Origin of the sequence: Nostoc sp. C117 (assembly GCF_043099735.1) — a bacterium.
Taxonomy (GTDB): Bacteria; Cyanobacteriota; Cyanobacteriia; order Cyanobacteriales; family Nostocaceae; genus Nostoc.
Window position 1 is genome coordinate 62,664 of sequence record NZ_CP170991.1, and the last position, 23,496, is coordinate 86,159.

A 23,496-nucleotide genomic window follows, 5' to 3' on the forward strand; every position below is an offset into this window, starting at 1 on the left:
TTTCTCCTCTGCGTCCTCTGCGTCCTCTGCATACACAACGATGGAATATTTTTTTACTTGGAAATCCCTCATCTCCCTCATCTCCCTATGCCCAATCCCTAGTATTCCCAGACAACAGCCCAAGAAGCAGGTAGAAATTAAAATTATGTCAAAGCTGCAACCGATACTTTACCAGCAATTGTAAGGGCGATCGCTTTTAATGCTTTTGCTGAAGCTGAATCTGGATCGCCAACGACTATTGGCACACCGCTATCACCACCAACTCGTGTGGAAATTTCTAGTGGTACACAGCCCAAAAGTGGCACTCCTAATTCAGCAGCGGTTTTTGAGCCACCGCCCGAACCAAAGATATCATACTGCTTATCTGGTTGATCGGGGGGTATAAAATAACTCATATTTTCCACGATACCCAATACCGGAACGTTCATCTGTTGGAACATCCGCAATCCCTTACGAGAATCTAAGAGTGCTACGTTTTGCGGGGTAGTAACAATTACTGCTCCTGCCATCGGTACTGCTTGGGTTAAAGTTAGTTGAGCATCTCCAGTTCCCGGAGGCATATCTACAATCAAATAATCCAGATCTCCCCATTCCACTTGATAAAGAAACTGGCGAATTACACCATTTAGCATTGGTCCCCGCCAAATTACTGGTTGATCTCGGTCAATCAAAAAGCCCATTGACACTAATTTAACGCCGTGATTAAAAGCAGGTTCCAGGATCTCACCTTTTTCGGTTGACCGCACAGTAATTTGGGCATCCGCTAGTCCCAGCATAGTGGGATCGTTGGGTCCGTAAATATCAGCATCTAGCAAGCCGACTTTCGCCCCAGTTTGTGCCAAAGCCACTGCGACATTCACCGCCACAGTGCTTTTACCAACGCCACCTTTACCACTGGAAACAGCAATGATATTTTTTACCCCAGAAATTCCAGTTCGGTCAGGTAAACTTTTTTGTTGTGGTGTTTCTGCCGTCACTTCTATGCTGACATCTGTAACACCTGGTAGCTTATTGACAGCTTTTTTACAGTCTTCAACAATAAATTCACGTAAAGGACAGGCGGGAGTAGTTAAGACCAAAGTGAAGCTAACCTTCCCACCATCAATTTTGACGTTGCGAATCATATTCAGTTCTACCAGACTTTTCCGCAGTTCTGGGTCTTCCACTGGTCGCAACACTTCTAAGACAGAGCCGGAATCAAGCACATCGTACATAAAAAATTCAAAATTCAAAATTTACCGAAGTTCTCATCTAAACAAAGCCAGAAGTTTCTGACTAATCTGAAAATGAAGAAATACAATCGTAGTCAGCATCTTAGCTATTAATGGGATGCAAATAAAAGCCAGAGCAGATTAGTATTATCACTATTACTGCCGTAATAAAACTTAGGAAATTGCATTATTGCCTAATAGAATCTTAACTTTCTTTAGGGATTGAAGATTGGGGGCTGATTGAGAAGAAATTTTCCCAGTCCCCAGTCCCAATTCCTAAAAATCTAAACAACTATCATTAAGGGATTTTTTCTTAGTTGATACTGCTGGTAATGCCGTCTTTTCTGCTGCTTCAACTAAAGAGCGTGCAACCCGGTCTACATAAGGACGAGATAAAGACCAAATCAGGGGCGATAACCAACCGCGTAGGGTTACAGAATAAGATAAACAAGTACCACAAACCGTTGACTCTACTTGGTAAGTCACTCGTTCTTCTATCCCCGGAATTGCCAGCACTCGGATACTCAGCATTTCTCTCGGATTGACGCGCTCGACAAAAATTCGGATGGGAATCGGCGAAAAGCGTGTTACAGCCTGAAAAATTAATCCTGGTTTTGGTACTAATCCATAGGGGACATTAGTACTTTTAAGTAGGGGATGCCAAGAAACATCTGTTAAATCAACTACTTTTTGCCACAGTTCATCTACAGAAGCAGAACTAATCTCTCGATACGTCCGCACCAGAGAAGCGCAAAACCGACGACGTTTGCGGTGGATGAATTTGGATAACCAACCTTGCATTTTCCTAATCCTCCTCCTCGCTAGACACTTTCTGGTAACTTTAGTATTTTATAAAACTACGGTTAACCCTTAGATCAAAACTTTCTCAAAATTGCTTTCAGCATACTAAGGCAATATTTGGTGCAGATCCCAACCGCCAACATGATAATATGGCGCATAAGTTTTTAGCAGACCAGTCAAACCCTTGATACCTCAAGGTCGAGACAAAAGTCTAGTGTTTATAGCAGAATATTTCCATTAAAAATTTCAAAAAAAACTCAGTCAATATACAAGCCTATACGCATTTGAGGGAAAATAACTCTAATGATGCCCATCAATCCTATAAATACTTGACCAGTAAGAAAAAAGCCGGTTGGGTAAATAGAGCTTGATTGGTGCGGTGTGTTTCCCCAAATTTTTAAGATGAGAAATTTGTGGCTTTCTGGAAATTGTAATTTAGGTTCGGGAATCTATGTTGATCGACTCGCAAAAACCAACTGTAGTAGCAGAATTATCGAAGTCTTTGCCACCAACTGACTCTCAAGCCAGAGTCAGTCAGTTTATGAAACAGCTGCAAGACGAAATTACGCAAGCGTTAACAAAACTAGATGGTGTGGGCAAGTTTCTCGAAGATAGTTGGGAACGTCCAGAAGGGGGTGGAGGGCGATCGCGCGTGTTGCGCGATGGTGCAATATTTGAACAAGGTGGCGTAAATTTCTCGGAAGTTTGGGGCTCCCATTTGCCACCCTCAATTTTAACTCAACGTCCGGAAGCCGCAGGACACGGTTTTTATGCCACGGGGACTTCAATGGTGTTACACCCGAAAAATCCTTACGTGCCTACAGTCCATCTAAATTATCGCTACTTTGAAGCGGGGCCAGTGTGGTGGTTTGGTGGCGGTCTGGACTTGACGCCCTATTACCCTTTTGCCGAAGATGCGACACATTTACACAAAACATTAAAACAGGCTTGTGACCAACATCACCCAGAGTATTACTCAGTGTTTAAGCGATGGTGTGATGAATACTTCTACCTCAAGCATCGAGATGAGACACGCGGTGTAGGTGGTCTATTTTTTGATTACCAAGATGGACAGGGTGCTTTATATCGCGGTCCCAATCCCAATGGAGACGCGGCGATTCATAGCAACAAAGTAGGAGAGCCAGCGCCACGTAATTGGGAAGATTTATTTGCTTTTGTGCAAGATTGTGGTAGAGCATTTTTACCAGGTTACGTGCCAATTGTAGAACGGCGACATGGAATTGAATATGGCGATCGCCAACGAAATTTTCAACTCTATCGCCGAGGACGGTATGTAGAATTTAACTTAGTTTACGACCGAGGCACCATTTTTGGTCTGCAAACCAACGGCCGCACCGAATCAATTCTCATGTCCCTACCCCCCCTAGTCCGCTGGGAATACGGCTATCAGCCAGAACCTAATTCCCCCGAAGCCGAATTGTATGAAACATTCTTAAAACCTCAAGATTGGATCAATTGGAAATATTAGACAGTAGGGAGTAGGGAGTGGTGAGCCATCATAACTTTCCCTAATTTACGCAATTCTCCACTCCCTCTTGAATTGGCTCAGTGAAACTACTCAAGGTAAGCACCTAGCATAAAAAAGTGACAATTTTAGCTGGAGTTTGTTAATCTCAAGTGGCAGCGTTAAATGATTCTGTAGTTAGTTAATCTTTAAGAGGAATGCCACGGGGAGGGCTTTAGTGATTCATATAGACCAAAAAAGTTATACAACCCAAGACGGGAATACCGTTATTGTCTTGACACCAGCAGGCCGACTAGATATTACAACTGCTTGGCAATTTCGCCTGAAGTTACAGGAGTGTATTTCCAAACTCAGCCGCCATGTAGTTGTAAATCTGGGTCAGGTCAATTTTATTGATAGTTCTGGTCTCACATCTTTGGTGGCTGGAATGCGTGATGCTGATAAAGTCAAGGGTAGTTTCCGGATTTGCAATGTACATCCAGAAGCCAAACTCGTGTTTGAAGTGACAATGATGGATACTGTATTTGAAATCTTTGAAACTGAAGAGGAAGCTTTAGAAGGTGTACCTCGTAGTATCGCCAGCTAAAAGAGTGCTGAAGGGAGTAAAATAACTCAGCACTCAATACTGATTTCGCTTGGTGTAGCGATAAGGACCCAGAATTGCTCCCCAAGTTGCTTGTCCAGTTGCTTGGTCAATTCCTTTGTCGTAGCTATGAAATTCTGTTGCTGTGGCTTCAAAACCCAAGGAAACTTGGACGGTATTACCAAGATAATTGAAGGTACAAGCAGTTTCTGGTGGTGGGGTAGCGGTAAACTTGTAGCGATCGCCTACTAGTGTTTGTTGAGTAACTATCAAGATACAACCTGGTAGTAAATCTAATTCACTTGGTGAAAGTGTATTCAGTAGGGCAGAGTTCTGACCTGCGCCTCTTAATGCATCTGGATTTTTAGGCATATAATATTGCACTTCCAGAGGTGCATAAGAATCACTTCCGTGACGCAACCGAATAATTCGCTGGCGGTAAGGTTGATCTAGCTTAATCACATTAGCCTGTTCCGCAAATAGGGTGATACTATCTTCTGTGAACAGATTCACTCGTCTTTGCCACAGACACAGGTGGACATACCAAACCGGTTCTGCTATGGCTTGTTCCCGATTATCAAATTCACCAGCTAGGTACTCACCTAAAGCAATTAACTGTGGCGAGAAGATCATAAATGGAATAAATGAATTATTTAAGGATGATTATTTCTAATTAGTTGTTTAAGCCAGAAAGTTCTTAGCCCTTGTGGCTACTACTTACAAAGTACTTGTGAATTGTTTATATTGTAAATGAAACCGTCACTAGCCAAAACCTAGCCTTGGCAAAGTAGCCTTTAAGCGAGAAAATAAAGATACGTCGCCCTTAACATTTTCTTTGTGAATAACGTCCGTACTGTCTCTGATACAAAGCGAACTTTCTACAATCTGCATACCCGTCCGATTAACACTATTTATCGGCGGGTGGTGGAAGAGTTGATGGTAGAAATCCATTTACTCTCAGTAAATATCGATTTTAGCTACAATCCAATTTATGCCTTGGGCGTCGTCACTACTTTTGACCGCTTTATGGAAGGCTATCAACCAGAACGGGATAAAGAATCAATTTTTAACGCCTTATGTCAGGCCATAGAGCAAGACCCGCAACGCTATCGACAGGATGCCGAAAGATTACGAGTTTTAGCTAAAAGTTTGCCAGTTAAAGATTTAATTGCGTGGCTAGGCCAAACGACTAACTTAGATCGAGATGCTGACTTACAAGGACAATTGCAAGCGATCGCCAATAATTCTAACTTTAAATACAACCGTTTGTTTGCAATTGGTGTATTTTCGTTATTAGAATTATCAGATCCCGAATTAGTCAAAGACGAAAAGCAACTGACTGAAGCACTCAAAGCGATCGCTGCTGGCTTGCACTTGTCTGATGACAAATTCCAAAAGGATTTGGAACTATATCGTTCTAACCTAGATAAAATGGCTCAAGCGCTGATAGTAATGGCAGATATGCTTTCGGCCGATCGCAAAAAACGGGAACAACGCAAACAACAATCAACTACCCCAGTTGCTCCCCCAAGTTCTAACGAATAGTCAAAAGTTAAGAGTGAGGAATTAAAAGTTGTCAATAACTCCTCACTCCTAACTTTTAACTCTATAGCTTTATACACCCAATATTTTGTAGATTAAGCTGTTAATTAAAGTCAGTGCAAATGCACCAATAACAGCACTCCAAACACCATAACGTAAGCGAAAGCCTTCGACTAACCAAGCAGCAATACTAAAACAAACCACGGCTATCATAAATGTGAAAATGCTGGATAATAAGTCCAACGTGAGTAAATTTGGTACTGCAAAAACGAGGCTTAGAATAGGTCTAACTATTGCTGTCACAATACCAAGCACTGCTGCGGACAAGAAGGCTTTACCTGGAGTATCAATTTCAACTCCTAAAGGTAATTTACTAATTATCAACAAGCTGATAGCTGTTACTATCCAAACAATTAAAAGCGTCACAATATTCATGCCACAACCCCTGAAACGTGAATGGCAATTGGCGATCAATTAGTCAATCTACCTATGGAAAAATCTTTCAAACTCAACCAATTATTTGTAAATTAACAGAAATTTTTTCTCTAACCGAATTTTATTCTGGATATCTTTAGCTTTGGGAAAAAGCTTGAAGCAGGAGTGAGCAAGAGGGACAAGGAGACAAGGGGACAAATCAATTCAAAATTCAAAATGACGCTCTCTACGAGAGGCTAAAAGCATAGCTTGCAACTCTTACAGAGTAAGCGGACTCGCTAACGCTGCGCTAACAAAATTCAAAATTAAAGAACTTCTGCCTCCTGCCTCCTGCCTCCTGCCCCATGCCCTTATCTCATCTTTTTAGAGTAGATCGCCTTGGTTGAGGAGCTACAGGTGGTTGTGATGCTGGTGGGTTGGAAATACTAGGATTGATGTCTTGCCCACTTGGAGGTGGCAAGGGGACAGAATTAGGCGCTAAGGGAAATGTAGGAGTAAGACTGCCTTCGGAATTGTTGTTTGGAAGTGGTGCTTCGCCAGGGTTAATTGGGAAAGAAGGGGCAGGAGGCTGATTGAGTGAGTTTGTGGGTGATTGAGATGGTCCAGGAATAATTCCCAAAGAAACGCGATCGCCCCCTACTTGGCGCAGCAAGTCTAATGTTTCAATTACATCATTGTAAGTTGCTGTCCGCGAAGCATTTAAGACCACAACGGAGCCGGGGTTAGCTTGGAGATATACTTTTAACCTTTGTGCTAAATCTTCACGTTTTACAGGCTGTTTTTCTATGTAAGTGTTGCCAACAGCATCGATAGTGACAATTTGACTGGCAGTTGATGCCGTTATCCCAGATCCAGTACTAGGGCTGACTTTAGGTAAATCAACATTTATTGCCTGTTGGCGCGTAAATTGTAATGCCGCTAACAAAAAAAACGTCAAGATACAAAAAACGACATCAATTAAAGGAATGATTTGAATTTGGACTTCTTCAATTGGAGTATGTAGATTAACTTTCATTTTTTCACTCTAAAACCTGGTTTTGAAGTTGAATTTTTGATTATTACTCAGGTAAATTCGGGGGTGGAGGAGGTTCAGGAAACCTATTTTTCCCTGGCTTGCGAGGTGGAGTGAAATTTTCCCGCACAATTGCTGATGTACTATTACTAAAGTCAGGCGGGGACTGGCGGTAGAGTAATTCCAACTCATTTCCGGCCTTACGAAAAACTTTGACTTGATTGACTACAAAACTTTGAAATAGGCGGTAAAATACCAAACTAATGATTGCAACTATTAGTCCTGTTGCCGTACTAATTAAGGATTCACCAATACCAGTAGTCACTCCAGCGGTAGATTCAGTTCCCAAATCGCCAATGCGAATTGAGCGCAAAGAGTGGATTAGACCCAAAACTGTACCCAATAATCCTAGCAGCGGCGCCAGAGCAATCACGGCTTCTAAAAGTTTTTCGCCCCGCCGCATTCCTGCTAATTCATCTTCGGCTGTGGACTCCAGTGCTAGACGGAATGTTTCCACATCAGCTTTGCCCAAGTGTAAGGGGGCATAGAGAAAACGCCCCACAGGCTGATGGGTTGCAACTCTGGCAATTTCGGCAGCTGCTTGCCAATTATCATGGGCAGCATCTAAGACGCGATCGACTATTTGCTTTTCTTGAGTTAAAATTCGCAACCAGAACCATAAACGCTCGAAAATCACACTCAAAGAAAAAATCGACAGAACAAGCATTGGCCACATTGCTGGCCCGCCCTTGTAAAACAAATCTAAAATATCCACTGTTTTAGCTTCCTCCCTCCATAACTAAAGCAACTATCCCCAAGCATTATTAATTTTAGAGATTAATGCACAACTACCGTAATCGTGAGTCAAATTTCAGCATAGTTATATTGGGCATTAGGCATTGGCAAAACAGTTCTGACTGGTAGTTAGTCTTATCTCCTTGTAATTGGTAGCGTGGTAGCGTCTTCCAGACCAGATGGGACGGTTATTCCCACCAGAAATTAAAAAGATAATTTGTCAAAATAAAAAATAACTAGAGGTTCAAAATATGAAATTTTCAATTCAATCAGTTTATACCTGGTATCGCAATTTGCTTCGTAACCCCAAGTACCGTTGGTGGGTAATTTTAGGAACATTAGTTTATTTGGCCAGCCCAATTGATTTTATCCCAGACGTTTTCCCCATCGTCGGACAGATTGATGATGTTTTCTTGTTGACCCTGCTAGTTAGTGAGGTATCTGGCCTAGTGATTGAAGGCTGGAAAGCTCGTAAGGGCGATCTAAATACCGAAGCACCCAATAATACTCCAGAGGGTTCTACCTCTGCTGCAAGCACCATTGATGTCGATGCTGTCTCAGTTAAGTAGTTTTAACAACAAAATAAAATTTAATAAACCCCTGCTTTTGGCGTCTGAAGTAGGGGATATTTTTTTAACGCATAGCCACGAGTTTAAAAATCTTTCACAAACTCAGTCAAGAAACGGAAAGCCTTCAAAATATAACTAGCGCAATCTCTAGGAGAGGTGTTGTAAAACGATCGCCACGCACTCGCTTTATCTTCATCATAGCGATCGCTGCGTTGACTATGATTCTCTAACCACGCCAATCGTACTGCGTGTCCAATTAACACATCCAACACGATATATTCTTCGATTTGCAGCTTGGGATTATTGGCGGCGATCGCAGCTAATTCGATTAATGCTTCAATATTAACTTGGCGATATTCTGGAGCTTCGATTTTATTCAGCAAATGCTCAACTAACAAGGCAAAATTTCTTTCCCCGGCTGTCATTTCCGACAGCATGATGTCACTATCTAAACGATTGCGGCGCTCTAGTTTATCGCCAATTACTAGACCTTTGCAATGCTGCATTAATAGCCAAACTTCTTTAAAAAATTCTTTTGGTACGCGCCCCGTCGCACCTTCAGCTTGGCGAAACCGTCGCCAACCCCCCGGCGGCACTTCTATTCCTTCGGCGATTCCTGGTAATACTACCCAAGCAATATCACTTTCTTTTTGTTTGACGTGCAGTGATTCTTGTTGGCGTAACAGGTTACTCATGCCAGTATATCCAGTTAATACCTGACGCAAGCGCATTTTCACTTCAAAGGGTGAAAGTTGCATTAGGTAATCGTAAGCTTCATCTTGAGTAACGTGTAATTCCCGCGCTAGTTCGCTGGTTATCAACAGGATGAGATAGCCTACTCTCAGCGTTAATAGCCCCTGGAATAATTCGGGTTCTGAGCGAATTAAGATACCAAGATAGATTAAAATTTCTTGAGTGAGGACGCGATCGCGGATATCCTCACGACAAAAATGATTAATTTTATCGGCAATTTCATCGTGGGACATGGGTACGGTAATCAAGGACGCTTCACTGTAAGCTTTACCCACAGCAATTTGCTTACCCCTTACCAAAATACTCGTTACTGCATCTGATAGGCTGATATCAACCATCTGCCGTAACCCCGCAGCCCGACGCACTACTGCCCAAATGCCTAAATCTCCAGCTTTGGTGTAAACTTCATCGAGTAAATCGCCTACAGTGACAGGATATCCTGGACCACCATACCCGGTATCAAATTCCATCCCCTGCAAGCGAATTAAAGTTTGTAATAACTCAATTTGCTCATAGATATTTTCTGATGAGCGCAAATAAGAAAGTAATAATCCGAAGTTAGTTTCATACTCCATTTGAAATTCTTGGGTATGTCCTAAGCGCCAGTTTTTCTCAGGATGATAAGCTAAATAATAGCAACGTGGGCTAGCATTTTTTACTGGCGATCGCGAGAATTCTGCATTGGGGAGAAAATCAATTCTTTGGATTCCAGCTGTTAGCATTAGCTGATTTAGCCGCCCTAATTTCACTCGCACACCATTACAAACACCATCTTTCAGTTCTTGCATCAATTCTAGTAATGCTTCCGAACCGATTTCTAGCATAGTGTGCGTTAACATTAAAGTGAGAGTAGGACGCCCTAAATCGCTCCAATATTTTTGAATGTAAGCTAGTTCGCTTCTAATTTGATCTAACAGAAAATGGTAATCAAGGGTTAAGTAAAACTGTTGAGAATCGGAAAATGAAGGTAAAAATACAATTGTTTCACCGCGAATCCGAAAAATTCTAGATGTTGTTAAACTCCTCAATCGCCTGACTGGACGACCAGTTAAACCAAGTTTATCATTACGTCCAATTTGAGTATAAATAGCTGAAAATTCTCCAGCTTTTCTCACCTGAATTGGTTCTACTTGGGCTGGTGTTTGTGTTTCAATTCCGTGAACTTCTAGTTTAGCTTGTAAATCTTCATCTTCTGATAATAAAGCAATTTGTACCAATGACTCGCGCTGTTTTCCCACGCACAAATGTCTTCCCAAAGGATCGATATCACCAACCGCCAGTAAACCCTCACTCAACATTTGACTGAGAAAATATAGACTTTGCGCCCAGACCAAGGGAATATTTTCATTAGGTAAACGTAGTTGCGTTTGGGGTGCTAATTTTTCTGCTTCTATGTTTTCTGCTGGAACATAATAGAGTTCTGGTAGTAAACGCAAACCATCTTGTTCTATAAGTAATGATTCTAAAAGATTTTGGTATTTTTTAACTTGTTCTTGTTCGCCGCGAAATAATCCATCTAAAACTAAATAAGTGAAAAATAACGGCCATTCGCATTCAATATGCTCAAATTGCTTGAGTTCCCACGGTTCGTAATGTAAACGTTGATGATCTTCTAAAACGGTTTGGTGTCCATCACGCAGAAAGCGTTTGCAGCCGTATTTACCTGCGAGTTTATTGATAATATCGTTTAAAGTGCGATCGCGTAACTCCAAATCTTCCACTGCAAAAGCAGGATAACTAATAATACTTAACAGCGCCGCATCAATTTCTTTGGAACCAGATTCTCTCGGTAATAGCGATTCTAAAGTAATGCGGGCGCGGGCGATTTCATCTGGTAGCACATGAATTACCGATGCTTGACTACCACGCACACCAAACAAATCCAGTCCATTGATAGCTTCTAAAGCAGCTTTGGCCATACCTACAGAACTGGCATTTAACTCAGCACTACCACGATTAATTTTATTACCACGTTCCCAAATGCCATAATCTGGAGTGCGGTAAGCTCGTCCAATGTAGTAAACCAAATTTTGGACGAAATTTACTTCATCAATGGTATAAGTTATTTGCAATCCCGCAGCCGTCATTTGCCCCAACATCAGCAAAAATATAGATGTGGCATCAAGTTGCAAATGTCCCCATTCATCATCACCAACAACAATGTCACCAGTCGCGGTATTATATTTGGCGTGCAGTCCATCTAGTAGCGACTGAGTATGTTTAAATGTCTCTACTTTATGAGCCTGTCGCATCATCGCAAATAGTAACCCGCGCATCAATTTAATGACACTGTGTTCTAGTTCATAGGTGCGTCCTTCATCGTCGTCAATCTTGCGGTATGCAAGTCCTAAACCCCAAACTGCCAAAATGCTATAAACATTGTCTCGCACCCAGGCATCAGTATAATCGCCGTGGGCTGTAATCGCTGTACTCGCAGGTAGCAAACCAGTAATCGGATTTTGGCGAGTCAGGATGATAGTTTTAATTTGCTGGTAGTAATAGTCCAGGCGAGCTAGCAATTTGGTAGATGTTTTCATGGTTTGGTTCAGAACTACTTGCAAAATTTAACCCTGTGACTGTGAAGTAAATGACTTAAACCAAGCCAGAACAAGCTCTGTAATGCTTGATGGAACAACAGATGAGGGTGGTGTAAGTTTATTATTATCTCCTGTTAATAGGTTTCTGGGTACTTAATTTTAGTGATTTTATTTCGGCGTGGCACTGGCGAAATAGTGAAAAATTGGGGAGATTTTTGGGTGTGGTCAGAATTACGTGCTATTGAGTGCAATCTGGGAGATATGAGCTAGTATGCTAGTATAACAGCAGATTAACTTTTTTCATCATGGAAACTCGAATTAACAAACGCACCCATAGCGATTACACTCAAAGTGCTGCCTATCTGCCCAAGGATTTAGTTAAAATTTTCAAACAGCTAGCTCTTGAGTTAGAAATAGGGCACAGTGAGGCAATGGAAGAAGCTATCAGAATGTGGTGTGATGCGGCAATCAAAAAAGTAAGTCAACCTTAATGAGGTATCCTACACCCAAACAAAATCTGATTTGTTTTATTCTCTGTCAAAACCTCACAACATTTCTACTACCTATCTTTATAGTCAGATTAGATGAACGAACAGGAGACATCTATATCTTGGCTGGTGATGAAACAGGTATTGTAATTAACTCTAATGGTGAATGGAGATACGACGAATGACCAAGCCTAAGTTTGCTGCAATGAGTAAAATAGAGTTAAAACGTTATTTATTAGAGAATCGTAATGATACAGAAGCTTTTCACGCTCTAATGGATAAAATTAACGCTGAACCTAACCCGAAGTTTTATACCATAGATGAAATTGGTGAACTGGAAAAACTAATAGAAGCAAAACGGACACGAGAAAATCTCTAAAAATTACCTTTATCAACTCGCTTAAACAAAGTTATGAAGGATGAATTTTTCTCTTATGGGCTAAACAGCAATGCTTCCTTACCTTGGATAAAGCTATCTGAAGATGAGAGAAAAAAATATTTATCGCCATTAAAACTGTTTAAAGTTTTGCGATCGCATAATTCAGCTAACGCTATCACAAAGATTGCTATTGATGAATCCCAAGAAATTTTTGCTTGTTCATCAGCAGATGGAAAAAAGAAGTTTTGCAAGAATTTCCAGGTGAACACGAAACAGAAATAAGCTCATTAGCTATAAGTAATAGATATTTGATATCTGGAGATCATGATGGAAATCTTAAACTTTGGCAATTTACTGCCTAATAGACCATTTATCCATTTATAAAGTAGATCTCAAGAAGTTAATATCCGAGGGTTCATGGTCTTTTGTTGATCCCCCTAAATACCCCTTAAAAATACGGTAACCAGAATTAAAGTCCCCCTTTTTAAGGGGTATTTAGGGGGAGCTAGAACGTTTTGCTACCAACAACACGACTTTTCAAACACCTCTTAAACTCAATTAAAACTCTGAGGAATTTCCCAGTAGGGAATAAAATAGAATAGCAAAATATCCTGCTGGGATAACTTAATGAAAAGTTATAGATTTTTAAATAAAATTACCATAGCTACTATCATAGCTGCCCTTTCTTTTTCCTGTGAATCCAATGTTACTAGAAAAAATGAACAGGCAAAAGCAACTGATAAACCTAAAGCACAACCAAATATTGTCTATGGTGACTTAATTATCAAAGAACAATTAGATTATCTGATGATTCCAGTTAATCTCCCAGACCAGTATGAAGATGAAAAAAGTAATTTAACGTCTTCACGTTCTTACGAAAGAAATAACAAATTGTCTAACTTCATATTTTATCGCAAGCAAGATGGTGAATCTCATCTTTTATTGAATAAAAAAGCCATTATTAACTCCTTCGATTTATTGGAAGTCAAAGCAGTCAATAAGCCAACCACAAGAGTTTGGTTATATAAAATAGTTGACCAAGATACAAATGCAGATAAAAAAATAAACGGCGAAGATGCTATTATTGGCTATCTTTCTGATGTATCAGGTAAGAACCTCCAGCAAATCACTCCAGATAATACCCAAATAATTAATTGGGTGATTGTTCCCAGCCAAAATGCAATTTTTCTAAAAATTCTCAAAGATTCAGATAATGATAAAAAATTTACAGAAAAAGACAAGACAAATTTTGTTAGGGTTAATTTAGATAAACCCGCTATGGGAAATGAGATTATTAGCGATCAAATAGAGCAAGAAATTAAATCATACGTTTTTAAATAATTTAAGGTAATTCTCTTGCAAACTCAAATTTAGCTATTTTTAATAAAATCAGGTGAAATTGGGGGAAATTTGCGTCTTTGTAAAGGAGTTAAGTGCTTCCCAAATTATTTGTGAGATTTTGCATCTCTATATACCTAAAGTTATTGCTCACAGATTCTTAATTTTAATACCATAGGAATATCTTAGGGAAGAATAGATAATCTCTGAGAAATTATCTATTCTTCCCCTCGCAAGAGGACACAACTATAGAATTTTGGGACACTAAAACCATAGAAGTCAAGAGCTTGATGACTTTTAGAAGTGTCGGAGGTAAATAAATATGAAACCAATATTTTTGACGGCAGCAGCCTTACTCACCACGCTATCTTTAGCTGCACCCATTCCCGTCAAAGCTGAAAACTCCGCCCCTGTCCGGCGCTTGCTGGAAACTAGAGAATGTTCTGGATGTAATTTAACAGGAGCAAACCTCAAAGGCGCTCATTTGATAGGTGTTGACCTGAGGAATGCAAATTTAAAAGGTGCTAATCTTGAAGGCGCTAATTTAGAAGGTGCTGATTTAACTGGTGCTAATTTGAAGTCTGCTAATCTCACAGAAGCATTTGTGAGTGATACTATCTTAAATAATGCTAATCTCACCAATGTTAATTTGAGTAATGCCCGTTTATATAATAGTGATGTAAATGGTGCTGTTTTGGCTAATATTGATTTAACCGGTGCTGATGTGTTTAATACTGCTATAAGCGTTGGTGGTGAATATTAACGAGCAGTGAAGTAAAAGTACAGAGTTAAATTTAACTCTGCACTTATTAGATTTTATTCACCAGTAATCGACAACTCATTAACCCAGATTTTTGGACAAACTCCCCCTGGTGTTAATTCTGCCTCTTTTTCTACATAAATAATTGACTTCAAAAGTTCTAAGAAGTCGCCAGCAACGGTTGCTGATTCAATACTCGTCCTCACACCCTTGTTAACTAGCCAACCATCAAACGGCAAGGAAAAGGAACCTTGTAAGGATTTAACTCCTGCATGGAGAGCTTGTAAATCATCGATAAAAATGACATTTTCAGCAGTTTCTAAACTAAACTCCTGTTCAGGAGTTGCAGTTGTAAAAACATGATAAAAATTTGGGCTGACGCTGACTTTTGCGCCAATACTGGCATTACCTGTTGGCTGAGCATTTAATCTTTTGGCAGTGCCGGCACTGTGAAGAAAGTTTTTTAAAATACCATTTTCAATCAGCGAAATCTGACGAGTTGGAGTTCCTTCACCATCAAAACTTTCTGCGCCTATATTGGCTGGATGAAGTGCATCATCATAAACCGAAATTAAAGGAGATGCGATTTGCTTACCTAAATCATCAGCAGTAGATAAACTTTGGTTGTCCAAAATACTTTGGGCATTGAATAAGTTAGAAAAAGCGCCCAACAAACTTAAGAAAGCTTCCGCAGAAAAAACTACTCGATATTTACCAGTGGGAATTTTTTCATAGTTCAAGTGGCTGATAGTTTTCTCGGCGGTTTCTTTGATACAACCATTAATGTCTAGATTATCTAAACTGTAATTGATTCTAAAAGCGCCTCCACTACGAGGTTTTTTTCCTTCTTCTTCAGTTTTGCTGTAAAGATAAACTGATGCCAAGGAATGAGATTCAGTTCTGAGGCGCCGTCGCTATTGAGATAAAACCTGTCAATATCTCTTTGAGCTAAATTATTATATGGCACTCCTTTAATTGCTGGATGCGCTGCTAGCAATTCTTTTTCAGCTACCAAGAGTTTTTCTATCAGTTCAGCAACAGGTGCTTGGGGTGTCTTATCCTGAGGTTTATTGGGGATAGGAATAGTAGCTTCAGGACTAAAATCAGGGACATTTTCTTTAACACCAAAAAAACTGGCTTCGTAGGCAGTTTTCAAAGCTAGTTCTAATCCTTTGGGATCTACATCTGTGGTGCTGGTTACACCCATTGTATTATCTTCATTCCAAACACGAACAGTCACACCAGAGCGATTTGAGGCTTTGACTTGTTTTGGCTCACCTCGATCTACTTGCACGCTAGTATCATCTACTGTTGAGCCATAAATGTCAAATTTTTTAATGCCAAGCTTGTGAGCATTTTCTTTAGCATGATTTGCAATTTCAGTGATATTTGGCATAGTCAATTTTTTATTTTGGATATTAGATTTTATTTTGGATTTTATTTTGGATTTTGGATATTAAACTGTTCCACATAAAAGTTGCATATCTTGGGCGGGCGAGACGCCCACCCCACAATAAATATACAATTTAATATTATGCAAACTAGATGTGGTTTAGCTTATGACTTAATATTTTTGTCGTAGTGTTTTTTTGACGCAGCATCCTGCACATTCACAATCCAAAATCCAAAATCTAAAATCCAAAATTTTTATCGCCCACCGACGGTAATTGAATCAACCTTAATGTGTGGTTGTCCGACTGTGGTGTAAATACTGCCACTGACGGAACCACAAAAACCTGGTGCAAGTTCTAAATCTTGGGAACACATGGAAATTTTATTCATAATTTCCTTGGCTTCACCGATTAAAATTGCTCCCTTTAGAGGTTTGGTAATTTTGCCATTTTCAATCAAATAAGCTTCATCGACACCAAAGTTAAATTGACCTGTAGCACCAACGCTACCGCCACCCATTTTTTTACAGTAAATGCCTTTATCAACAGAGGCAAATAAATCTTCAATGGTGTAATCGCCAGAATCAATATAAGTATTACGCATCCGGCTAGCAGCAGCAAAAGTATAGTTTTGGCGACGTCCACTTCCAGTTCTGGGGTGTCCGGTGCGTGCGGAACCTGTTCTATCTGCTAAGAAGTTTTTGAGAATGCCTTTTTCAATTAAGAGGGTTCTTTGAGCTGGCATACCTTCGTCATCCATGTCAATTGTCCCGAAGGCATTTTCCGATCGCCCTTCATCCCAAGCTGTTAAACTTTCGTGGGCAATTTTTTCGCCTTTTTTATCAGCAAAGGGTGAGGTATTACGTTCAATTTGAGTGGTTTCTAGCAGGTGTCCGCAAGCTTCGTGGAAAATGACCCCACCAAAGTGATTGGCCATAATGATGGGGTAAGTTCCTGATTCTACATAATCTGCATAGAGCATTTTTCCGGCAGATTCGGCGATTTTTTCGGCGGCTTGTTGATAATCCCAAGTTCTTAAGAAGTTAGCATCGCTAGTGTTACCAGCGCGATCGCCAATTGAGGTACGATTAGCACCATCAGCACATAATAGGTTAAATCCTACTGACTGGGTGAGGCGAATATCACGGGCAAAAGTACCGTCACTGGAAGCGATTAAGACTTCTTGCCAATCCCGAAAGTAGCTAGCGCGACGGGATTGCACGTGGCTAGCTTTTTGCTTTAACTGGGCAGTCCCATCAAGAAGCACTTCTCCCATTTCTCGGATAGAGCTACATAGTGGTAGCCATGCATCTTTGCCTCTTTTAGTGGCGTAATCTCTCAGTAATTCCAGGTTGATTTCTGGGATGAAAGAACTAGGTGCAGGTAATTGCAATCCCAAGATAGAAAGACCTTTTTCTAAGGCTGCTTTCAAACCAGAAAAAGAAAGGTCATTAGTGCTAACGTAGCAGTCAGCTTTGCCGCGAAATACTCTAACTCCGGCGCCTGTAGACAAACTCGGTGAAATACTAGTGATGGCGTCGTCTTCTGCAAGAGAACTGATATAATTACGACGCTCTAAAAATAATTCGATGAAGTCAGCACCAGCGGCGCGTCCTAGTCCCAGGAGGGTAGCCAGAGGGGCTTCCCAGGTTTCATCGAAACGCTCTGGTGTGGAAGAATATTGTAAGGTGGGAAGTTGATTCGAGAGAAGTAGCGTAGTTGTAAGCATGGGTAGCCTCGTCTGCTGGCGGAATTCAGAGATTTGACTGAAAAATCCTGGTGTGTTCACTCTAGCAAATTTACTCAACTGCCATCTTGACCCATTCTGGAAAAAGTAGCTTGTTAGGTTTGCTAGAAGTGCGCGTTCGGGCAAGTTTGACGGATTTGTCATGTCTGCCCAAAAGACCTCTCCCTGGTTTTACTACGCAAAACCTGTCCCTCTCCGAGTCGGAGAGGGACAGACTTGAACTTTAGTTCAAGGTAGGGAGAGGTTTTTAAATCTTCAGTGATGAGACGAACGAAATAGATGACTATGTTCAGGATGATATAAACGCGATCGCCCTGTTGCGCCAGAAAGTGCTGGACTGATGATATAAAGTGTAGTGCGAATTAGTTTTTCTTGATCGGTACAGTCTGCCATTTGATTCAGGGGGACAACCCTAATTTTTTCATCAGGCCATCCAATGCGAAAGCAAATCGCTACTGGGGTTTCGCCTGAGTAATGTTCGAGTAATTTGGCTTGAGCATTTTCCACATGACGCGCACTTAAGTATAGACAAAGGCTAGCCTGATGTGCTGCCAGAGTTGCTAATTCTTCAGTTGGTGGGACTTCTGTACGTCCGCTGATGCGTGTCAAAATAATCGTTTGGACTAAACCAGGGACAGTCAATTCTACTTTCAGTTTGGCAGCAGCGGCTTGAAAAGCACTGATCCCAGGTATAACTTCAAAAGGGATATTTGCCTCTGCGAGGAGGTGCATTTGCTCGTGGATGGCGCTGTAAAGGCTGGGATCGCCAGAATGGAGACGTACTAAAGATTTATGTTGCGATCGCACCCTATCGATCATAATGGCCAAAATCTCTTCTAAAGTCTGATTTGCTGTTTTAACAATCTCCGCATCTTTTCGGCAAAGTTCTAAAATCTCTTCGGGTATTAAAGAATCAGCAAATAAAATCACATCAGCAACAGCCAGTAGTTTCTGCGCCTTAACTGTTAATAAATCAGGATCTCCAGGGCCTGCCCCCACAATGTACACAGATGGTTCTATTGGATATAGTGTTTTTTTATCAGTCAGATTTTCTGTATATTCACCTTTAAAAGAACACACGGCAATTCCTCAAAAAACTTTTTTGGTATTTTCTCAGTATCTTTCCGGATTCACCCTCTTTCCCTAGTAGAGAGTAATGGTAGATGCACCCTGGTTAAGCCCTAGAGAATACTCTGGGGCATTTTTTATTTTTAGGCATAGGGCAAAACAGTTGTGAGTGCTGTTAGCGGTAGCGGGGCGTTTAGCCCGTGCTGAGTTAAGAGTTAGTATTATCTTCTCTGCCCCTCTGCCCCATCCCCGTGTCCCTCATCCCCTAATCTCCCCATCTCCTCTAGGAGTAGGAACTACATCAGGCAAAGGACGTTTGAGTAAGTAAAGCCAAGCTAATCCAACTAATCCCAATAAAATTCCCAGACAACTGACGACTTGTGCCATCCGCAAAGGTCCTAGCATCAAGCTATCAGTACGAAATCCTTCAATCCACAGGCGTCCTAAGCTGTAGGCTGGCCAGTAGACTAGAAACAGCGTGCCGACTTTCAGGCGTCGCTTACCGGCTACAGACCGGAAAAACAAGGTTATTAGCAGCGTAAACACCATTAAATCCCACAGAGATTCGTAGAGGAAGGTGGGATGGAAGTAATCAAAATTAATATATTCCAGAGGACGACGTTCTGTTGGAATATATAGCTTCCAAGGTAAATCTGTAGGATCGCCAAAAGCTTCAGAGTTGAAGAAATTGCCCCAACGTCCGATCGCTTGCCCTAAAATCAGCGAAGGCGTTACTAAATCCGCCAATTGCCAGAAAGAAACTTGCTTGATTTTGGCAAAGATTAATGATGCCAAAACCCCACCAATAATCGCTCCATGAATGGCAATACCTCCTTCCCAAATAGCAAAGATTTTTTCTGGAGTTGAGGCATATTTTGACCATTCAAACAAAACGTAATATAGCCGTGCGCCAGGGATTGCGCCAATTAACAACCAAAAGAACAAATCGCTGAGCAACTCAGGATTAACATGACGACGCTTTGCCAAGTTCTGGGAAAGCATAACGCCGATTAATACTGCTGTGGCAATCAACAAGCCATACCACCGGATAGTTAGTGGTCCTATTCTCAACAGAATGGGACCGGGAGAAGTAAATTGAAACGCCAAGGGCAAGGTAGAAAAATCCAGTGCCATGAAAAATTACCTAGAAGAGTTCGTTAACTACCCATGTACTTTGCTAAGTACTTCTTACGTGTCGAATACCGAATTACCCTGAAATCCTTTACAACATTAATTGTGGGGATAAAAGTAGAAATCCAGCATCCACATTTAGGAGTCTAGTTCCTAACGCCTAGTTGAGCATAACTTGTGTCACCAGAACAATTGACTTTAGCATTCTGACTCAGAACACAAGATGATAGATTTGAGTAAGTTACACAAAACAGTTTCGATATAATCACCTAAATAATTTTGATATATCATTGTGATTGCGATTTATCCTGGTAGCTTCGACCCCATTACCTTGGGACACCTTGACCTCATTCAGCGCGGTAGTCGGCTATTTGAGCGGGTAATTGTTGCTGTACTGCGGAACCCTAATAAAATGCCACTTTTTAGTGTTCAGCAACGGCTAGATCAAATCCGTCTTTCTACACAACATTTACCTAATGTAGATGTGGATAGCTTTGATGGTCTTACGGTCAATTATGCCCAAATGCGACAAGCACAAGTTTTACTCCGGGGTTTACGGGCTGTGTCAGATTTTGAAGTGGAACTGCAAATGGCGCACACAAATAAAACTCTTTCTACTCAAATAGAAACAGTTTTTCTCGCAACCTCAAATGAGTATAGTTTTTTAAGTAGTAGTGTGGTAAAAGAGATTGCAAGGTTTGGTGGCTCTATCGATCATCTCGTTCCTCCACACATTGCCCTAGATATATACCAATGCTACAATCACAACTCTCCAATGCTGAACCCAATCTCAACGGAAGCAATCCCCCCCCTCAAGAGTATCTCGATGGAGAGGGAAGCATAGATATTCAGGAGGAACTCAACCGCCTAGAGGAACTAGTTCTATCTAGTCTCAGGATTCCCCTGACAGGACGCACACTGATTGATGAAGAAAAGCTGTTAGATCAGCTTGATTACATCCGTTTAGCTTTGCCATCACTTTATCAAGAAGCAGCAGCAGTTCTCCAACAAAAGGACGAAATTCTCTTAGAAGCAGAAGAGTATGGCCAGCAAGTTGTTGAAGCAGCTCAAGCAAAAAGAGCGCAAATTTTAGCTGAAAGCGATATTATTCAACAGGCACAGCAGGAAGCTGAACAATTGCGGCGACAAGTGCAACAAGAGTGTGAGGCAATAATGCAAGAAACTCTTGGAGAAATTGAGCGCAAGCGGTATGCTTGTCAGCAAGAGTTAGAGCAAATGCGACAAACTGCGATCGCTCACGCTCAAGAAATTGAAGATGGTGCTGATACTTATGCCGATGGTGTCCTCCAAAATATTGAGCAGGATCTCAAAGAGATGTTGCGAATTATCACTAACGGACGGCAACAACTGCAAGTTGACAACCTAACGCAGCGCAATTCACCTCCTGGCAATAAAAGATAGAGGTTCTGAGAAAATGGGCAAGAATTATCAGTTGGGTTTTGCTATGGCTTAACCCAACAATTTTTATTATGGAAAACTTTTAATTTTCTATACCTAATTGGTAATAGGTTTAAAATTTTGGCTTTTAATTAAACAGGATTTTTCAAAAATGCTTACTTTGGCTCAAGTTAACTTTGGAGCAAATTCAGCTAGTATACTGGGAATTATTTATTTGCTTTTAGGAGTAGTTTACTTGATTTTTATGGTATTTTGGCTAGTCAAACGTGGAGAAAGACTTACGAGTTGGGCTTTAGCACTTTATATTATCCAAGCGATATTTACGCCAATTATAATGTTATTGTGCGGGTTTATTTTGGTTTTTCAAGGCTGGCGGTTAGATCCAATTCTTCAATTTGGGCAATTTTTATTGAGCTTATTAATTATTTACCTGATTATCAAAGATATTGTAATTAATGCAATTTACAGAAATAGATGATTTTATAATTTGGTGTAGAGACGTGAAATTTTGCGTCTCTACCAGGAATACAGTATTTTTACACAAGATCCTTACAAAGTATATGTAAAATCTTCTACTAGCATACCGGGAACTAAACTACCTCCTAGTTGGCGACTTTCATAAGTTCCTACTTCGGGAATAAATTCTTGAAAAGTGGTCAAATCTATGAGGTTTTCTCCCCAGAAGCGATAGAGACTTTCATCAAAACGTAGGTTTTCAATGGGGGCGATAATTTCTCCGTTTTCTACCCAAAAACAAGCATAACGGGTCATACCTGTAATTCTACCAGTTGGGCGATCGCTCCAATTCAAATAATGCAAATTCGATACATATAAACCTGTATCTAAAGTCGGAAGAATCTGCTCAAATACTAATTTTCCCGGAGTGACTTCTGGCGCTCTTAACATCTCTGAACTATTAGCACCGTTGGCAGTTTTGTGATATTCTTTAGCAGTACGAGAATTCACCAGGCTATTTACCAAATATCCTTTTTCTATTATAGGTAACTCCGGTGCAGCTATTTCTCCTAATTCATTAAATCGCGGAACTAATCCCCGTTGAAAGTTTTCTTTCAAACTAAATTTTGGAGAAAGTTGTTTTTCTTGACGCGATAAAGCAGCTAAAGAACTGTTTCCTTGTTGGATGTCAGCTTCGCTTACAGATCCCCAAGAAAGCATCGTTAATAAATCAGCAACAGCAGCTGGTGCAAAATAAGTTTTGTACTGTCCCCTTGGTAATTCTTTAGTTGGACGAGCAAGCAATTCTATTTGCTTTTTAGCTTCGCTAATTTGGGCTACATATGCATTTTTATCCCAATCGCTACCTGCAAATGTACCTTTAACAGCTTGTCCAGTTGTCATGAATAAAGAATAATCTAAGCTAAAAGAATCAGTAGCAAACCAGTGTTTTTGTCCGCTGGAATCACCATAAGCTTTAACTACGACTCCCCCAGCGTATATACCAGTAAAATCTAATTCGGCAACCAACTCCAGTAAAGTTGCTGCTACTGTTTCCTCTGCCAATAAATTACCAGAATGTATTTCTCGACTGGTATTATTTCCTGATGGCAAAACTAGATAAGGATCGATGGGTAGTAAAATCAGTTCGTCACGTAGTTCTTGCAAAGCAATATATGATAATTGCCAGTCTACCTCCCAATTTCCCGTAAAAGGAAACAGCCGAAAACTGCTGCGTTGATCTTTCATCAAAGTCAGTTCAATCCAACCATCAGCCACACAACCAGTTTGTCGCACTTTGGCATGATTGAAACGAGTAAATTGACTTCTTTCGCTGCTTAGTTTCACAGTAAATTGTTCATTGTCTACCTTTTTAATCAGTAGAGTTTCAATCAGTTGATTAAAGCTGACTTCTAATGCAGATAATTCCTCAATTTTCATGGATATTTCTTAATAGGGAATAGGGAGATGGGGAGACTTGTACTGAGTTTCGACTACGCAAAAATCGAGCGTTCGCGTAGCGTCTCCGTTAGGAGAAGTCGAGATTCAACTACCGCGGTGCTGAAGTATGGGGAGATGAAAGGACAAGGGGACAA

General features: G+C 40.7%; 24 protein-coding genes and 1 pseudogene. 12 read left to right on the forward strand and 13 right to left on the reverse strand.

The features are described from left to right. Nucleotides 1-143 precede the first annotated feature (143 nt). Complete coding sequence (locus tag ACFG4S_RS02045) at nucleotides 144-1,214, reverse strand: Mrp/NBP35 family ATP-binding protein (protein ID WP_392533235.1); 1,071 nt, start codon at nucleotides 1,212-1,214, stop codon at nucleotides 144-146. A 273-nt stretch (nucleotides 1,215-1,487) separates the two neighbouring features. After that, on the reverse strand, nucleotides 1,488-2,012 hold the full coding sequence (locus ACFG4S_RS02050) for an SRPBCC family protein (RefSeq protein ID WP_392533236.1): 525 nt from the start codon (nucleotides 2,010-2,012) through the stop codon (nucleotides 1,488-1,490). 451 nt (nucleotides 2,013-2,463) lie between these two features. On the opposite strand from ACFG4S_RS02050, the gene hemF reads away from it, so the two are divergent. Continuing rightward, nucleotides 2,464-3,501 carry an oxygen-dependent coproporphyrinogen oxidase gene (gene hemF / locus ACFG4S_RS02055; RefSeq protein ID WP_392533237.1) on the forward strand — a complete coding sequence of 346 codons (1,038 nt, stop codon included), beginning with the start codon at nucleotides 2,464-2,466 and terminating at the stop codon, nucleotides 3,499-3,501. Nucleotides 3,502-3,715: 214 nt separating this feature from the next. Continuing rightward, complete coding sequence (locus ACFG4S_RS02060) at nucleotides 3,716-4,084, forward strand: STAS domain-containing protein (RefSeq protein WP_096535210.1); 369 nt, start codon at nucleotides 3,716-3,718, stop codon at nucleotides 4,082-4,084. 33 nt (nucleotides 4,085-4,117) lie between these two features. Here the strand turns inward: ACFG4S_RS02060 and ACFG4S_RS02065 are convergent, their stop codons facing one another. Then, nucleotides 4,118-4,714, reverse strand: coding sequence for a chromophore lyase CpcT/CpeT (locus tag ACFG4S_RS02065; RefSeq protein WP_392533238.1), 597 nt, complete (start codon nucleotides 4,712-4,714; stop codon nucleotides 4,118-4,120). A gap of 204 nt (nucleotides 4,715-4,918) precedes the next feature. On the opposite strand from ACFG4S_RS02065, the gene psb29 reads away from it, so the two are divergent. Next, entirely contained in the window at nucleotides 4,919-5,626 is a 708-nt protein-coding gene (gene psb29, locus ACFG4S_RS02070) for a photosystem II biogenesis protein Psp29 (protein WP_392533239.1), read from the forward strand. Between the two features lie 69 nt (nucleotides 5,627-5,695). Here psb29 and ACFG4S_RS02075 read toward each other — a convergent pair whose 3' ends face one another. From ACFG4S_RS02075 to ACFG4S_RS02085, 3 genes are all read right to left on the reverse strand, one after another. Beyond that, on the reverse strand, nucleotides 5,696-6,058 hold the full coding sequence (locus ACFG4S_RS02075; protein WP_190883338.1) for a phage holin family protein: 363 nt from the start codon (nucleotides 6,056-6,058) through the stop codon (nucleotides 5,696-5,698). A 355-nt stretch (nucleotides 6,059-6,413) separates the two neighbouring features. Beyond that, on the reverse strand, nucleotides 6,414-7,073 hold the full coding sequence (locus tag ACFG4S_RS02080; RefSeq protein ID WP_392533240.1) for a biopolymer transporter ExbD: 660 nt from the start codon (nucleotides 7,071-7,073) through the stop codon (nucleotides 6,414-6,416). A 43-nt stretch (nucleotides 7,074-7,116) separates the two neighbouring features. Further along, entirely contained in the window at nucleotides 7,117-7,845 is a 729-nt protein-coding gene (locus ACFG4S_RS02085) for a MotA/TolQ/ExbB proton channel family protein (RefSeq protein ID WP_392533241.1), read from the reverse strand. 271 nt (nucleotides 7,846-8,116) lie between these two features. Here ACFG4S_RS02085 and ACFG4S_RS02090 point away from each other — a divergent pair, with 271 nt between their 5' ends. Further along, a complete protein-coding gene (locus ACFG4S_RS02090) occupies nucleotides 8,117-8,434 on the forward strand; it encodes a YkvA family protein (protein ID WP_392533242.1) in 318 nt (105 codons plus the stop codon). Between the two features lie 83 nt (nucleotides 8,435-8,517). Here ACFG4S_RS02090 and ACFG4S_RS02095 read toward each other — a convergent pair whose 3' ends face one another. Continuing rightward, a complete protein-coding gene (locus ACFG4S_RS02095) occupies nucleotides 8,518-11,724 on the reverse strand; it encodes a glycoside hydrolase family 15 protein (protein WP_392533243.1) in 3,207 nt (1,068 codons plus the stop codon). Between the two features lie 305 nt (nucleotides 11,725-12,029). On the opposite strand from ACFG4S_RS02095, the gene ACFG4S_RS02100 reads away from it, so the two are divergent. The 3 genes from ACFG4S_RS02100 to ACFG4S_RS02110 are packed head-to-tail and all read left to right on the forward strand — an operon-like array spanning nucleotide 12,030 to nucleotide 12,591. After that, a complete protein-coding gene (locus tag ACFG4S_RS02100) occupies nucleotides 12,030-12,215 on the forward strand; it encodes a ribbon-helix-helix domain-containing protein (protein WP_392533244.1) in 186 nt (61 codons plus the stop codon). Next, nucleotides 12,215-12,397, forward strand: a complete 183-nt coding sequence (locus ACFG4S_RS02105; RefSeq protein WP_392533245.1) for a DUF6888 family protein — start codon at nucleotides 12,215-12,217, stop codon at nucleotides 12,395-12,397. The genes ACFG4S_RS02100 and ACFG4S_RS02105 overlap by 1 nt, the downstream gene beginning before the upstream one ends. Further along, nucleotides 12,394-12,591 carry a DUF6887 family protein gene (locus ACFG4S_RS02110; RefSeq protein WP_094341389.1) on the forward strand — a complete coding sequence of 66 codons (198 nt, stop codon included), beginning with the start codon at nucleotides 12,394-12,396 and terminating at the stop codon, nucleotides 12,589-12,591. The genes ACFG4S_RS02105 and ACFG4S_RS02110 overlap by 4 nt, the downstream gene beginning before the upstream one ends. A 53-nt stretch (nucleotides 12,592-12,644) precedes the next feature. Here ACFG4S_RS02110 and ACFG4S_RS02115 read toward each other — a convergent pair whose 3' ends face one another. Next, entirely contained in the window at nucleotides 12,645-12,842 is a 198-nt protein-coding gene (locus ACFG4S_RS02115) for a hypothetical protein (protein ID WP_392533246.1), read from the reverse strand. A gap of 376 nt (nucleotides 12,843-13,218) precedes the next feature. On the opposite strand from ACFG4S_RS02115, the gene ACFG4S_RS02120 reads away from it, so the two are divergent. Next, the gene (locus ACFG4S_RS02120; RefSeq protein WP_392533247.1) at nucleotides 13,219-13,932 is read left to right on the forward strand and encodes a hypothetical protein; all 714 of its coding nucleotides are present in this window, start codon (nucleotides 13,219-13,221) and stop codon (nucleotides 13,930-13,932) included. A gap of 319 nt (nucleotides 13,933-14,251) precedes the next feature. Further along, entirely contained in the window at nucleotides 14,252-14,692 is a 441-nt protein-coding gene (locus ACFG4S_RS02125) for a pentapeptide repeat-containing protein (RefSeq protein WP_392533248.1), read from the forward strand. Nucleotides 14,693-14,745: 53 nt separating this feature from the next. On the opposite strand, the pseudogene ACFG4S_RS02130 reads toward ACFG4S_RS02125, so the two are convergent. The 4 genes and pseudogenes from ACFG4S_RS02130 to lgt form a co-directional block, all read right to left on the reverse strand. Next, nucleotides 14,746-16,085, reverse strand: a pseudogene (locus ACFG4S_RS02130) (TldD/PmbA family protein). A gap of 251 nt (nucleotides 16,086-16,336) precedes the next feature. Next, nucleotides 16,337-17,809, reverse strand: coding sequence for a TldD/PmbA family protein (locus ACFG4S_RS02135; RefSeq protein WP_392536149.1), 1,473 nt, complete (start codon nucleotides 17,807-17,809; stop codon nucleotides 16,337-16,339). 273 nt (nucleotides 17,810-18,082) lie between these two features. Beyond that, nucleotides 18,083-18,874, reverse strand: a complete 792-nt coding sequence (cobM, locus tag ACFG4S_RS02140; RefSeq protein WP_392536150.1) for a precorrin-4 C(11)-methyltransferase — start codon at nucleotides 18,872-18,874, stop codon at nucleotides 18,083-18,085. A gap of 279 nt (nucleotides 18,875-19,153) precedes the next feature. Beyond that, complete coding sequence (gene lgt, locus ACFG4S_RS02145) at nucleotides 19,154-20,029, reverse strand: prolipoprotein diacylglyceryl transferase (RefSeq protein WP_392533249.1); 876 nt, start codon at nucleotides 20,027-20,029, stop codon at nucleotides 19,154-19,156. Nucleotides 20,030-20,318: 289 nt separating this feature from the next. Here lgt and coaD point away from each other — a divergent pair, with 289 nt between their 5' ends. From coaD to ACFG4S_RS02160, 3 genes are all read left to right on the forward strand, one after another. Further along, nucleotides 20,319-20,870, forward strand: a complete 552-nt coding sequence (coaD, locus tag ACFG4S_RS02150) for a pantetheine-phosphate adenylyltransferase (protein WP_392533250.1) — start codon at nucleotides 20,319-20,321, stop codon at nucleotides 20,868-20,870. After that, on the forward strand, nucleotides 20,780-21,448 hold the full coding sequence (locus ACFG4S_RS02155; protein ID WP_392533251.1) for a DivIVA domain-containing protein: 669 nt from the start codon (nucleotides 20,780-20,782) through the stop codon (nucleotides 21,446-21,448). The genes coaD and ACFG4S_RS02155 overlap by 91 nt, the downstream gene beginning before the upstream one ends. A 97-nt stretch (nucleotides 21,449-21,545) precedes the next feature. Beyond that, the gene (locus tag ACFG4S_RS02160; RefSeq protein ID WP_392533252.1) at nucleotides 21,546-21,923 is read left to right on the forward strand and encodes a Ycf66 family protein; all 378 of its coding nucleotides are present in this window, start codon (nucleotides 21,546-21,548) and stop codon (nucleotides 21,921-21,923) included. Between the two features lie 71 nt (nucleotides 21,924-21,994). On the opposite strand, the gene ACFG4S_RS02165 is transcribed toward ACFG4S_RS02160, so the two are convergent. Continuing rightward, a complete protein-coding gene (locus ACFG4S_RS02165; RefSeq protein ID WP_392533253.1) occupies nucleotides 21,995-23,341 on the reverse strand; it encodes a TldD/PmbA family protein in 1,347 nt (448 codons plus the stop codon). Nucleotides 23,342-23,496: the final 155 nt, after the last annotated feature.